The organism is Janthinobacterium sp. SUN120, from assembly GCF_030397735.1.
Classification (GTDB): Bacteria; Pseudomonadota; Gammaproteobacteria; order Burkholderiales; family Burkholderiaceae_D; genus Janthinobacterium; species Janthinobacterium kumbetense.
Window position 1 is genome coordinate 99442 of record NZ_JAPUBW010000004.1, and the last position, 12583, is coordinate 112024.

Annotated in this window: 11 protein-coding genes and 1 pseudogene; 4 read left to right on the forward strand and 8 right to left on the reverse strand. The window is 63.6% G+C overall.

The window, feature by feature from the left end:
- Nucleotides 1–39 precede the first annotated feature (39 nt).
- Entirely contained in the window at nt 40–3636 is a 3597-nt protein-coding gene (locus tag O0879_RS21065; RefSeq protein ID WP_289918557.1) for an indolepyruvate ferredoxin oxidoreductase family protein, read from the forward strand.
- A gap of 54 nt (nt 3637–3690) precedes the next feature.
- Here the strand turns inward: O0879_RS21065 and O0879_RS21070 are convergent, their stop codons facing one another.
- A complete protein-coding gene (locus O0879_RS21070; protein ID WP_077398629.1) occupies nt 3691–4701 on the reverse strand; it encodes a substrate-binding domain-containing protein in 1011 nt (336 codons plus the stop codon).
- A 453-nt stretch (nt 4702–5154) separates the two neighbouring features.
- Between O0879_RS21070 and O0879_RS21075 the strand changes: the two genes are divergently transcribed.
- Complete coding sequence (locus O0879_RS21075; RefSeq protein WP_143451403.1) at nt 5155–5487, forward strand: hypothetical protein; 333 nt, start codon at nt 5155–5157, stop codon at nt 5485–5487.
- A 7-nt stretch (nt 5488–5494) separates the two neighbouring features.
- On the opposite strand, the gene O0879_RS21080 is transcribed toward O0879_RS21075, so the two are convergent.
- Complete coding sequence (locus tag O0879_RS21080) at nt 5495–6538, reverse strand: MBL fold metallo-hydrolase (RefSeq protein WP_289918559.1); 1044 nt, start codon at nt 6536–6538, stop codon at nt 5495–5497.
- A 169-nt stretch (nt 6539–6707) separates the two neighbouring features.
- On the opposite strand from O0879_RS21080, the gene O0879_RS21085 reads away from it, so the two are divergent.
- Nucleotides 6708–7331: a TetR/AcrR family transcriptional regulator gene (locus tag O0879_RS21085; protein WP_099665834.1), complete on the forward strand. Its 624-nt coding sequence runs from the start codon at nt 6708–6710 to the stop codon at nt 7329–7331.
- On the opposite strand, the gene O0879_RS21090 is transcribed toward O0879_RS21085, so the two are convergent.
- Together O0879_RS21090 and O0879_RS21095 are read right to left on the reverse strand one after the other, a co-directional pair.
- Nucleotides 7304–8410, reverse strand: coding sequence for an exo-alpha-sialidase (locus O0879_RS21090; protein WP_289918561.1), 1107 nt, complete (start codon nt 8408–8410; stop codon nt 7304–7306). The two genes, O0879_RS21085 and O0879_RS21090, sit on opposite strands and share 28 nt — an antisense overlap.
- Before the next feature lie 4 nt (nt 8411–8414).
- A pseudogene (locus tag O0879_RS21095) lies at nt 8415–8667 on the reverse strand (MoaD/ThiS family protein).
- A 91-nt stretch (nt 8668–8758) separates the two neighbouring features.
- On the opposite strand from O0879_RS21095, the gene O0879_RS21100 reads away from it, so the two are divergent.
- Nucleotides 8759–9070: a hypothetical protein gene (locus O0879_RS21100; RefSeq protein ID WP_070258491.1), complete on the forward strand. Its 312-nt coding sequence runs from the start codon at nt 8759–8761 to the stop codon at nt 9068–9070.
- A 1-nt stretch (nt 9071) separates the two neighbouring features.
- Here O0879_RS21100 and O0879_RS21105 read toward each other — a convergent pair whose 3' ends face one another.
- The 4 genes from O0879_RS21105 to O0879_RS21120 are packed head-to-tail and all read right to left on the reverse strand — an operon-like array spanning nt 9072 to nt 12577.
- A complete protein-coding gene (locus O0879_RS21105) occupies nt 9072–9368 on the reverse strand; it encodes a 2Fe-2S iron-sulfur cluster-binding protein (protein ID WP_289918562.1) in 297 nt (98 codons plus the stop codon).
- A gap of 16 nt (nt 9369–9384) precedes the next feature.
- Nucleotides 9385–10533: a Gfo/Idh/MocA family oxidoreductase gene (locus tag O0879_RS21110; protein WP_289918565.1), complete on the reverse strand. Its 1149-nt coding sequence runs from the start codon at nt 10531–10533 to the stop codon at nt 9385–9387.
- A 9-nt stretch (nt 10534–10542) separates the two neighbouring features.
- Nucleotides 10543–11595 carry a sugar phosphate isomerase/epimerase gene (locus tag O0879_RS21115; RefSeq protein WP_289918567.1) on the reverse strand — a complete coding sequence of 351 codons (1053 nt, stop codon included), beginning with the start codon at nt 11593–11595 and terminating at the stop codon, nt 10543–10545.
- A gap of 46 nt (nt 11596–11641) precedes the next feature.
- The gene (locus O0879_RS21120) at nt 11642–12577 is read right to left on the reverse strand and encodes a substrate-binding domain-containing protein (RefSeq protein WP_257219067.1); all 936 of its coding nucleotides are present in this window, start codon (nt 12575–12577) and stop codon (nt 11642–11644) included.
- Between the last annotated feature and the right edge of the window lie 6 nt (nt 12578–12583).

The following is a 12583-nucleotide window of genomic DNA, read 5'->3' on the forward strand; positions in this document are numbered from 1 at the left end:
TGTACAGCCGATATCTGAAACACCCTTTTGGAGACAGCCATGTCCGTGACCACGGAAAACGGCTCCGCAGCGTTCGCTAGAAACGCCGGTGCCGCGCCATCTACGCCCCCCGACACTTCCCGTTTGACCACCGTCAGCCTCGACGACAAATACACGGCCACTTCCGGCGCCATCTTCCTGTCCGGCATCCAGGCCCTCGTGCGCCTGCCCATGATGCAGCGCCTGCGCGACCAGGCCGCCGGACTGAACACGGCCGGCTTCATCTCCGGCTACCGCGGTTCGCCCCTGGGCGGCCTCGATGAAAACCTGTGGAAAGCCAAGAAACAGCTGGAAGCGCACCACGTGCAGTTCGTGCCTGGCGTCAACGAAGACTTGGCCGCCACGGCCGTCTGGGGTTCGCAGCAAGTCGACCTGATCGGCCCGGCCAAGTATGACGGCGTATTCGCCATGTGGTACGGCAAGGGTCCGGGCGTGGACCGCTGCGGCGATGTCTTCAAGCACATGAACCATGCGGGAACGTCAAAACTGGGCGGCGTGCTGCTGGTGGCCGGCGACGACCATGGCGCGTATTCATCGACCCTGCCGCACCAGTCCGACCACCTGTTCTCCGCCTCGATGATCCCCGTCTTGTATCCGTGCAACGTGCAGGAATACCTGGACCTGGGCATCCACGGCTGGGCCATGTCGCGCTTTTCCGGCTGCACGGTAGCCTTCAAGGCGCTGGCCGACACGGTCGAATCGTCGGCCTCCATCGATGCCGACCCGTTCCGCGTGGAAGTCAAGATTCCGCAGGATTTCGTCATGCCAGAAGGCGGCCTGAACGCGCGCCTGTCGAGCATCCCGCTGGGCCAGCAGGCGCGCAACCAGGAAGCGCTGATGCAGGACTACAAGATCTATGCGGCCCTCGCCTACGCGCGCGAAAACAAGCTCAACCACACCACCATCGACAGCCCGAACGCCAAGCTGGGCATCATCGCGTCCGGCAAGTCCTACCTGGACGTGCTGGAAGCGCTGGAAGAACTGGGCATCGACGAGCAAATGGCGGCCGACGTCGGCATGCGATTGTTCAAGGTGGCCATGCCGTGGCCGCTGGAACCGGACAGCGTACGTGAGTTTGCGCAAGGTCTCGATGAAATTCTCGTGGTAGAAGAGAAGCGGCAAATCGTCGAATACCAGTTGAAAGAGCAACTCTACAACTGGCGCGACGACGTGCGCCCTAGAGTTATCGGCAAGTTCGACGAAAAAGGCGAATGGGTGGCGCCGCGCGGCGAATGGCTGCTGACGTCCAAGGCCGACTTTTCCGTCTCGCAAGTGGCGCGCGTCATCGCCAGCCGCATCGCGCGCCTGATTTCCGACCCCGTCACCTGCGACTTGATCAAGGCACGACTGAGTTTCCTCGACGCCAAGGACGCGGTCTTGAAAAAGGCCGTGAACACGCCGTTCCGTCCCGCCTTCTACTGCTCCGGCTGCCCGCATAACACGTCGACGAAGGTGCCGGACGGCAGCCTGGCGCTGGCCGGCATCGGCTGCCACGTGATGGCCACGTCGATCTACCCGGAAATGAACAAGCTGACCACGCACATGGGCGGCGAAGGCGCGCCGTGGATCGGGCAAGCGGCGTTTTCCGAATTGCCGCACGTGTTCCAGAACCTGGGCGACGGCACGTATTTCCACTCCGGCTACCTGGCCATCCGCGCCGCGCAGGCCGCCAAGGTGAACATCACCTACAAGATCCTCTACAACGACGCCGTCGCCATGACGGGCGGCCAGCCCGTGGACGGCCTCATCACCGTGCCGATGATGGCGCAGCAAGTGGCGGCCGAAGGCATCGCCCGCATCGCCCTGGTCACGGAAGACTTGAGCCGCTACAGCGACCGCAGCAACCTGCCCACCCACCTGACCTTGCACGACCGCAAGGACATGGATGCCGTGCAGCGCGAATTGCGCGAGGTGCAAGGCGTGTCCGTGCTGATCTACGACCAGACCTGCGCGGCCGAGAAACGCCGGCGCCGCAAGAAAGGCGAATATCCGGATTTGCCTAAACGCATGGTCATCAACGACGCCGTCTGCGAAGGCTGCGGCGACTGCGGCGTGCAATCGAACTGCGTGTCGATCTTGCCGAAAGAGACGGAATTTGGCCGCAAGCGCACGATCGACCAATCCTCGTGCAACAAGGATTACTCGTGCGCCAAGGGTTTTTGCCCCAGCTTCGTCACCGTCGAAGGCGGCAACCTGAAAAAAACCAAGACGGGCGCGAGTAAAACGGGCGAGACGGACAACTTCGGCCCCCTGCCGGAACCGGTCCTGCCCGGCTGCGACGCGCCGTACAATATCCTGATCAACGGCATCGGCGGCACGGGCGTCATCACCGTGGGCGCGCTGATGGGCATGGCGGCCCACCTGGAAGGCAAGGGCGCCTCCGTGCTGGACATGACGGGCATGTCGCAAAAGAACGGTTCCGTCACCTCGCACGTGAAAATCGCCCGCTCCCCCGCGCACATCCGCGCCCAGCGCATCGCCACGGGCGAAGCGGACCTGATCCTGGGCTGCGACATGCTGACGGCCGGCGCGCAGGATGCCGTGTCGAAAATGCGTCCTGGCCGCAGCCTGGCCGTCGTCAACCTGCACGAGCAGCCGCCGGGCACGTTTGCGCAGAATGCCGACTGGCAATATCCGACGGCGGAAGTGCGCCAGCTGATCGAGGAATCCGTGGGCGGCGCGGACGCGGCCGACTTCATCGACGCGACGAAACTGGCCACGGCGCTGATGGGCGATTCGATCGCCGCCAACCTGTTCATGCTCGGCTACGCGTGGCAAAAAGGCCGCATCCCGCTGACGGAAGCGGCCTTGCTGCGCGCCATCGAACTCAATGGCGTGGGCATCGAGTCGAACAAGAAAAGCTTCCTGTGGGGCCGCCGCGCCGCCGTCGACGTGCGCCGTGTCACGCAGATCGCCACGCCGTCACAAGCGATCATCGTGCAAATGCCGCAAAGCCTCGATAGCGTCATCAAAAAACGCGTGGAGTTCCTCACGGCCTACCAGAACGCTGCGTATGCGGACGGTTACTTGACCCTGGTCAAACAGGTGCGCGACCGCGAAAACACCCTGGGACTGGGCCAGAAGCTGTCGACGGCTGTCGCCAAGAGCTATTTCAAGTTGCTGGCCTACAAGGATGAATACGAAGTGGCGCGTTTGTACACGGATGGCCGTTTCGTGGAGCAATTGCAACAGCAATTCGAAGGCAATTTCTCCGTGAAATTCAACCTGGCGCCGCCGCTGTTTGCGAAAAAGGATGCCAGGGGCCACCTGGTGAAAGCGGAGTTCGGTTCATGGATGTGGCGCGCCTTCAAGCTGCTGGCGAAAGCCAAGGGGCTCAGAGGCGGCACCTTCGACGTCTTCGGTTACACGGCCGAACGCAAGATGGAACGCGCGCTGATCGTCGAATACCGCGAATTGCTGGCCGGCATGCTGGTCAACCTGACGGCGGACAACCTGGCCACCTGCGTGGAACTGGCGACCCTGCCCGAAAAAATCCGCGGCTTCGGCCACGTCAAGGAAGCGGCCGTCGCCACGTATCGCCAGGACAAGGCGAGATTGCTGGCCAAGCTGGCGGACGGCAGCAAGCACGCGGCGTAAGCCGGCCAGCGGGGCTTGAAATGAAAACGCAGAGCCGAGGCTCTGCGTTTTTTTTCATTCAGGGCAGCGCCCCACCGTCGCCCCCGGCAACAGCACCGGTTGCCAGATTTCCTGCAGCCGTTCCGGCGGCGTGCCGGCCAGCAGGGATTGCAGCATTTCCACCATCTTCGCGCCGGCGCGGCGCAGATCGGGCTGGTCGATGGTGGTGACGTTGATGCCGATCAAGGTGTCTTCCACATTGCCCCAGACGATGACGGAGATTTCCTTGCCGATCTCGATGCCCGCATCCATCAGCGCGCGCACCACGCCCACGCCGGACAAGTGATTGTCGACGATGACGGCCGTGGGACGGGGCGAGCAAGCCAGCAATTGCTGCATGGCCTGGTAACCGCTGCGGCGGTCGAAAGTATTGTCGAGCAAATAGTGGGGATCGACCGGCAAGCCCGCTTGCGCCATGCAGCGGATAAAGCTTTCCTTGCGCTCATAAGCAAAATGCAGCTCCAGCGGCGCGCTCAGCAGGGCGATGCGCTGGTGGCCGTGCGCGGCCAGGAACGACACGGCCAGGTCGATGCCCGTGTCGTTGTCGTAATCGAAATACGCATACGGTGCGTCGATGCGCGTGCGGCCATTCGCGACAAAGGGAAAGCCCACTTTCGTCAAATACGCGATGCGCTCGTCGACCACCTTGGTGCGGCCCACCACGAGGCCATCGACCTGGCGCCCGCGCACCATGGTTTCATACGAGGGCTGTTCATTCTGCGGCGACACGGGGGCGATGATCAAGCTCATCTTCGACGCTTCGACGGCATCCGACATGCCATTCACCACGGAAAGAAAGACGCTGTCGCCCAGGTCGCTGGGCAGCAGCGGATAGATCATGCCCAGCACATTGGTGCGGCCGACGGCCAGGCTGCGCGCCAGCGGGTTGGGCCGGTAGCCGACTTTCTTGGCGGCGGCCAGGACGATTTCACGGGTGCGGGAATTGACTTCCGGATAGCCGTTCAACGCCCTGCTGACTGTCGTTTTCGACATGCCGAGGGCAATTGCGAGGCTCTTGAGATTCATGTTAACTACCTGTCTGTATGGCAAAAGAAACCAACTCTGACCGTCAATTATAGCCCAGAGCGCCAAACAGACCGTGCATTCGCGTGCGCAGACACGGTAGAAAAACAACAACACATTGACTATTTAAAAAGCAACGTTTTAAATGCGACCACTTTTTTCCTCTTCCCGGCACGGCATCCGTGATGGCAGACAAACAAGGGCCACAAGCGACAGCGGGTACTCACTTTGATAAGTGTCTCGCCAGCGCCGGCATGCCGCTGCGGCAACACACAGCGCGCACGATAGCATTATCAAGAAAACATAATTCACTGGAACTGTGCGAGAATTTGTCCTACTCTTGATTCAGGTAAAGATTACCGCCTGGCATGTTCGGACAATGATGCCTGGCACAGCACATCGGTCCGGGCTTCCCCCATCCCTGCACGCCTGGACATACTCTCAAAGGTGAACAATGTGGTCACGCTAAGCTCCGTCAACAACTTGCAAGCCTCGCTGGCCACGGCGCAACGCCGGGTCGAACAAGGCCAGAACCAGGTACAGCGCGACAGCGAACAGCTGGCGCAAAGCCGCCAGCTGCTGGCGCGGGAACAGGAATCGCTGAGCCAGACCCAGCGCAGCAGCCAGCAAGCCCAGGCCGATGCCCCGGCCGCCGTCAAGGCGCCGCAGCTGGACCAGGCGATCAAGGTGGCCGTGCCGCAACAAGCCATCCCCGCCGCGCCGAAAAGCACGCCCCAGCTGAACGGCTATGGCCAGACGGTGGGACGCCTGATCGACGTGACGGCCTAGGGCAAGCTTACTTCGCCATTTCCTCTTCCAGCATCGCCAGCCACCACTTATTTCCCTTCTTCGGCTGCGCCAGGTCGACCGCCTCGCCCATCTGCGGCGTGGCCAGGTTCACGCCCTGCTTGGCCGCCAGCCCCGCGATGCGGTCGAACGGTTCATGCCAGGCGTGCAGCCCCAGGTCGAAGGTGCCGTTATGCACGGGCATCAGCCATTTGCCGCGCAAGTCCAGGTGGGCTTGCAAGGTCTGTTCCGGCTGCATGTGCACGTCCGGCCACAGCTTGTCGTAGGCGCCCGTCTCGATCATGGTCACGTCGAACGGGCCGTACTTGTCGCCGATCTGCTTGAAACCGTCGAAGTAGCCGGAGTCGCCGCTGAAAAACACGCGCACCTCGGGCGCGTCGATGACCCACGACGCCCACAGGGTTTGATTGCCGTCAAACAAGCCGCGTCCCGAGAAATGCTGCGACGGCGTGGCGACGAGTTTCACACCGGCAATCGTCGTGCCTTGCCACCAGTCGAATTGCCGCACCTTGTCCTTCGGCACGCCCCATGCCACCAGGGTATCGCCCACGCCCAGCGGCGTCACAAAGTGTTCCGTCTTGGCGGCCAGTTGCAGCACGGCCGCGTGGTCGAGGTGGTCGTAATGGTCGTGCGACAGGATGACGGCCTTGATCGGCGGCAAGTCGGCGATGCTGATGGGCGGCTGGTGGAAACGCTTCGGTCCGGCCCACTGCACCGGCGAGGCACGCTCGGAAAACACGGGGTCGGTGAGGAAGAATGCATTGTTCAGTTTCAACAGCAGGGTCGAGTGGCCGAGGCGAAACAAGCTGTTGTCGGGCGCGGCCAGCAGTTGCGCCCGGGTCAAGGCTTGCACGGGCACGGCTGCGGCCGGCACGGTACTGTCGGGCTTATCGAAGAAAAACGTCCACATCAGCTTGAGCGTTGCGGCCGTGCCCAGCTTGTGCATTTGCACGGGGTTGCGGAACTTGCCGTCGAGGCGTTGTGGCGATTCTATGGGCGCGGCAGGCGCGGCGCGCAAGGTGCAAGAACTCATGATGATTAGGACTCCCAAGGATAAGAGACGACGTGCGACTCGGTGCAAGTGCATATGCGGCCCGGCAAAGAATTAACAAGGGTTAAATTACACTACACAGTGTAGTTCCTATTTCTGGCAAAGTAAACCAAGAGGTGTAAAATATTGTTTTCAAAGGAGATTTCCCGCCATGGCCGCACCGCAACGCCTCACCGACCGCAAGCGCGTCGCCATCGTCGATGCCGCCATCGCCGAGTTCCGCGAGCACGGTTTTGATGCGACCAGCATGGACAAGATCGCCGCCACGGCTGCCGTATCCAAGCGCACCGTGTACAACCATTTCCCCAGCAAGGACGAGCTGTTCGCGGAAATCCTGCAGCGCATGTGGGAAAGCAGCATGGCCCAGCCTGCCGTGCCCTATGTTGCCGACCAGCCCCTGCGGCCGCAAGTGCTGGCCCTGGTCGAGCAAAAGATGGACTTGCTGTGCGATCCGGCGTTCATCGACCTGGCGCGCGTGATCTTTGGCGAAACCATCCACTCGCCCGCGCGCGCGCAAGCGATGGTGACGCGCCTGAATGAAAAGGAAACGGGCCTGAATATCTGGATCCGCGCGGCGCAGCAGGACGGGCGCATCAAGGCGGGCGAGACGCTGGAAGTGGCGCACCTGCTGATGTCGCCCTTGAAAACCTTTGCCTTCTGGCCGCAGATCACCCTGGGCGAGCCTTTGCTGGGCCCGGCACGCCGGCGCGAAGTGACGGAACTGGCCGTCGATATCTTCCTGTGCTATTACGGCGTGGCAAAACAGACGGCATAAACGGGCGGCAAGTGGGCGGAAATGGTCTGCCAGTGTTCGCCCTCGTCGCCTGAAAACCAGGCGCCGCCTGTCGTCGACGCCATCAACAGACTGCGCCCATCGTCGGCCAGCGCCAGCCCGTGGCGGTAGACGAGGTCGTAGCAATGCTGCTGCGGCAAGCCCGCGCGCAAGACTTCGAAGGTTTTCCCGCCATCGCGCGTGCGCGTCACGGCCAGCGCGCCGTCGATGGGAATGCGCAGCACGTCCGCCTGCGCCGGCACGAACCAGGCCGTGTCGCCGTCGCGCGGATGCACGGCCACGGCAAAGCCGAAATGCGACAGCGGCGCCGTCGTGACTTCCTGCCAGTGCCAGCCGGCATCGTTCGAGCGCCAGATGCCGTTATGGTGCTGGCACCACAGCGCGTCCGGCGCGCCGGCGCTGCGCACGATGCGGTGCGGGTCTTGCACGGCTTCGTTTTCATCGAGTTCGGGCGGCATGTAATCGGCGCGCATGCCCGTCGCGCTCAAGGCCCAGCTGGCGCCGCCATCGACCGTTTGCCACACGCCGCCGCAGGACACGCCCACCAGCACCTTGGCGCTGTCGCGCGGGTCGACGCAGATGCTGTGGATGCCGGGCACGTCATAGCCGCCGCCAAACCACTGCGCCCGCTGCGGCACGTTCCACAGGGATTCCACCAGCTGCCAGCTGTCGCCGCGGTCGCTGGAACGGAACAGGCCGCCAGGCAGGGTGCCCGCCCACAACACGCCTGGCTGGTCCGCCCCACCGGCCGCCAGCGACCAGATCTGGCGCAAGGTCCAGTCCACGCTATCCGTGCTGCCTTCCGGCTTGGCGGGATAGGCGGGCACGGCAACTTCTTTCCATTCGCCACTGCCCGCGTCGCGCCGGTGCAACTTGGCGCCGAAGTGGCCCAGGTTCAGGGCCGCGTACAGGGCGCCGTCGCGGCCGTCGTGCAGCAGCATGGAGACGGGATCGCCGGCAAACTGCACCAGCGCCAGCTGCCAGGCGCCGGCCGCATCGACATCGAACTGGAACAGGCCCTTGCGGGTGCCGAGATACGCGCGCTGCGGGACTGCTGTCATGGCGTCAACCTCCGGAAAGTGCCTGCAAGATATACACCTGGCTGTCGGGCAGCAAGACATCGTCGAGCACGCGCCGCTCGCGGCAGCGGGCGCCGTCAATGAAGATCACCACATTGGGGCGCAAGGCACCCTGCTCGTCGAGCACGTAGCCGCGCAGGCGCGGCATCGAGGGCGGCGCGCAGGCGTGGCGCATCCACCTCCACGGCAGGAACGTCGAGGAAACGCGCCAGTTGTTGCGTAAAATGCAAGTTCGCCATGCTGCCTTCGACGTCATCGGCCTGGACTCATTCTAGTCCCCTTTGCGGCCAATACAATTAAAATAGAGGCAAGCACACAAGGAGGCCAGGCATGACGATTACCCCGGAAGAACTAGCGGTGCTGATGCAGGAAGTGGAAGTGGCCGATCCCATCGATTTTGCCGACTTGCCCTTCGACGAGCAGGAATTGCGCGGACTGATCGCCAATCACCTGTGCGAGATGGCCGACGCGATGGAAAGTTTCAGCCCGGAAGACCGCAACCTGGCCTTGCTGGCCGTGGCGGCCAAGCTGGTGCTGGAAAACCTCGTCTTGCACGTGCAGTTGCTGCGCCGCCACGGCTTGCCCGTCAGCGACAGCGTGGACGCGCTGCTGCAGCGCCTCAAGGGCGGCAAGCCGTCGTGAATTAATTGCCCGTACGCACCGCGCGCGCCTGGATGGTGACATCGCTGTCCGCCACGGCCACGCAAGGCAGGATGTAGCCGTCGAGCCGTTCATCGGGGCTGATGCCGGGCCAGTCCACCGTGTAGCGTATCGTTCCTTCGGGCATGTGGCAGATACACGTGCGGCAGGTGCCGTTGCGGCAGGAGCTGAGCAGGCGGATGCCGGCCAGCTCGGCGGCAGCCAGGATGGTGCTGCCCGCATCGGCCGGGAATTGCCAGCCTTGCGGGACGATCGTGATGGTAAAGGGAGGCGCGCTCATGCCTCCAGTGTAACAGTCAGCTTGCCAGGGTCGTCCAGCGGCCGCCATCCGCATGGCTGCGCAGCACGGCTTCCGCAAAGGCCAGGCCGGCCACGCCATCGGTGACGGTGGGCAGCCAGCCCGCTTCCTCGGGCACGGGCAAGCCCGATTGCAGGGCGCGGATGCGCAAGGCCGCATCCAGGTACAGCTGGGCGAACGCTTCCAGATACCCTTCCGGATGGCCGGCCGGCACGCGCGTGGCGTGGCGCGCCGCGGCGCTGTCGACCCGGCCCGGGCGCAGCAGCTGGCGGTTGCCGCCCTGCGGCGTGAACCACAGTGCATTCGGTTGTTCCTGATCAAAGTCCAGCTGCGCCTTGCTGCCGAACAGGCGCAGGCGCACCGTGTTTTCGCAACCGGTCGCCACCTGGCTGGCCCACAGGGTGCCTTTCGCCCCATTCGCATAGCGCAACATCACCTGCACGTGGTCGTCCAGCGTGCGGTTCGGAACAAAGGTCGACAATTCCGCCAGCACCTGCTGCGGCGTCAAGCCGCTGACGAATTGCGCCAGGTGATACGCGTGCAAGCCCACGTCGAGCAGCACACCGCCCGGCCCCGCCTTCTGCGGATCGTTATGCCAGTTGCCTTCGCTCATGCCGCCCGCCGCGATGGCATCGGCCAGCCAATCCTGCGAATACTCCACCTGCACGAGGCGCAGTTCGCCGATGTCGCCCGCCTCGACCATGGCCCTGGCGTGACGCAGCAGCGGGTAGCCGCTGTAGGTATGCGTGAGCGCAAACAGCAGATTCTGCTGCTGCGCCAACGCCGCCAGCGCCTGGCCTTCCGCCAACGAAATACCCAGCGGCTTGTCGCAGATCACGTGGATGCCCGCTTCCAGGAACGCCGTGGCGACGGGCGCATGTAAATGATTCGGCGTGACGATGGCCACGGCCTCGATGCCGTCCGCGCGCGCGGCCTCCGCCTGCGCCATGGCGCGGTAATCGCTGTAGCAACGCTCCGGCGCCAGGTGCAGCGCGGCGCCGCTGTCGCGCGCGCGCTGCGGGTCGGACGACAGGGCGCCCGCCACCAGCTCGTACTGGTCGTCGATGCGCGCCGCGATGCGGTGCACGGCGCCGATGAATGCGCCCTGCCCGCCCCCTACCATGCCCAATCGCAAGCGTCGCTGCATGTCGTCTCCCTATTTCAAGCCAAGCAAGTGATGGATTTGATCCTGGTCAACCGCACTGCCCGCGAAATCGTCGAACGCGTGCTGCGCCACGTGGATGATGTGTTCGCGGATGAAGCGCGCCCCTTCGGCCGCCCCATCCTCCGGGTGTTTCAGGCAGCATTCCCATTCCAGCACGGCCCAGCCGGGGAAATCGTACTGCGCCATCTTGGAAAAGATGGCCTTGAAATCGATCTGCCCGTCGCCCAGCGAACGGAAGCGCCCGGCCCGGTCTTGCCAGTCGCCATAGCCGCCATACACGCCCTGGCGCCCGTTCGGCCGGAATTCCGCATCCTTGACGTGGAAGGCCTTGATGCGCGCATGATAGATGTCAATGAAGGCCAGGTAGTCGAGCTGCTGCAGCACGAAGTGGCTGGGGTCGTACAAGATGGACGCGCGCGGGTGGCCGTTGACGGCGGCCAGGAAACGCTCGAACGTCACGCCATCGTGCAAGTCCTCGCCCGGATGCAATTCGTAGCACAGGTCCACGCCGGCCGCGTCGAACGCGTCGAGGATGGGCAGCCAGCGCCTGGCCAATTCCGCGAACGCCGTTTCCACCAGGCCGACGGGGCGCTGCGGCCACGGGTACAGATACGGCCAGGCCAGCGCGCCGGAAAACGTCACGTGCGCCTGCAAGCCCAGGCGCTGCGAAGCGGTGGCAGCCCACATCAGCTGCTGCGTGGCCCAGGCCGTGCGGGCGGCGGGATCGCCGCGCACCTGTTCCGGCGCAAAGCCGTCGAACAGGGCGTCGTAGGCGGGATGCACGGCGATCAGCTGACCCTGCAAATGCGTCGACAATTCCGTCACCTGCAAGCCGTGGCGCGCCAGCAGGGCGACCACGTCGTCGCAATACTGCTGGCTGGCAGCCGCTTGTTCCAGATCAAACAATCGCGGCGCCGTCGGCAGCTGCAAGCCCTTGTAGCCCAGGCCGGCCGCCCATTGCGCCAGGTGCTCGAGCGAGTCGAACGGCGGCTCGTCGCCGAGAAACTGGGCCAGGAAGATGGCCGGGCCCTGGATGGTTTTCATGGGTATCCTTTGGCCCCCGGGAATCTGGCCCCGGGGGAGGTTCAGTTTAAAAAGGCGAGTTCGGAAAGTAGAACTGCTTGGCGTTCTCGCGCGTGATCAGCACCGACGGGATGATGGTGTTGGCCGGCAATTTATCACCTTTCAGGCGCGCTTCCGTCGTCAGCTTGATGGCGTCGTACATGAACTTGGGCGAGTACGACACGTCGGCCACGATCAGCGGGTCGGAACCGTCCATGATCTTCTTCACGGCGCCCTTCGCGCCCGCACCGCCGAACACTTGCTTGATGTCCGTGCGCTTCGCTTGCGCGATGGCCTTTTGCACGCCGATGGCCATGTCGTCATCGGCGGCCCAGACGGCGTCGATATGCTTGAAGCGGGTCAGGTAATCCTGCATGACCTTGAAGGCGTCGTCGCGGTTCCAGTTGCCATACTTGGCATCGAGCACCTTGATGTCGGGATGGCCCTTCATCACGGCGGAAAATGCGTCATAGCGCTCGTTGTCGAGCGTCGTCGGCATGCCGCGCAGCGCGACGATATTGCCCTTGCCATTCAAGCTTTTCGCCAGGTATTCGGCAGGCAGCTTGCCGAAGGCCGTGTTGTCGCCCGCGATGTACGCATCCTGCGACTGCGTGTTCGTCAAGCCGCGGTCCACCACCGTCACGTACACGCCCTTGTTTTTCACTTGCGCCACGGGCTGCGTCAGCGAGGCCGACTCGATGGGGAAGATGACCAGCGTGTTGATCTTGTTCACCGTCAACATGTCCTGCAGCTGGTTCGCCTGTTCGGGCGCCGTGGCGGCCGTCTTGACGATGATCTTCAGCCCCGGATGGGCTTTTTCCAGCTCCGCCTTGGCCTGGTTGGCCCACCAGACAATGCCCGAGGTAAAGCTGTGCGTGGCCGTGGGAATGGCCACGCCCACCACCAGCTTTTCTGCCGCCTGCGCACCCGGCAGCGCCCACGCCTGCATCACCAGCACTGCCATCCCTGC

Bases quoted from the DNA above. Each gene is read 5' to 3' on its own strand.
- O0879_RS21065 (WP_289918557.1), top strand. From the start codon at position 40: ATGTCCGTGACCACGGAAAACGGCTCCGCAGCGTTCGCTAGAAACGCC.
- O0879_RS21070 (WP_077398629.1), bottom strand. From the start codon at position 4,701: ATGAATCTCAAGAGCCTCGCAATTGCCCTCGGCATGTCGAAAACGACA.
- O0879_RS21080 (WP_289918559.1), bottom strand. From the start codon at position 6,538: ATGAGTTCTTGCACCTTGCGCGCCGCGCCTGCCGCGCCCATAGAATCG.
- O0879_RS21085 (WP_099665834.1), top strand. From the start codon at position 6,708: ATGGCCGCACCGCAACGCCTCACCGACCGCAAGCGCGTCGCCATCGTC.
- O0879_RS21090 (WP_289918561.1), bottom strand. From the start codon at position 8,410: ATGACAGCAGTCCCGCAGCGCGCGTATCTCGGCACCCGCAAGGGCCTG.
- O0879_RS21100 (WP_070258491.1), top strand. From the start codon at position 8,759: ATGACGATTACCCCGGAAGAACTAGCGGTGCTGATGCAGGAAGTGGAA.
- O0879_RS21105 (WP_289918562.1), bottom strand. From the start codon at position 9,368: ATGAGCGCGCCTCCCTTTACCATCACGATCGTCCCGCAAGGCTGGCAA.
- O0879_RS21110 (WP_289918565.1), bottom strand. From the start codon at position 10,533: ATGCAGCGACGCTTGCGATTGGGCATGGTAGGGGGCGGGCAGGGCGCA.
- O0879_RS21115 (WP_289918567.1), bottom strand. From the start codon at position 11,595: ATGAAAACCATCCAGGGCCCGGCCATCTTCCTGGCCCAGTTTCTCGGC.
- O0879_RS21120 (WP_257219067.1), bottom strand. From the start codon at position 12,577: ATGGCAGTGCTGGTGATGCAGGCGTGGGCGCTGCCGGGTGCGCAGGCG.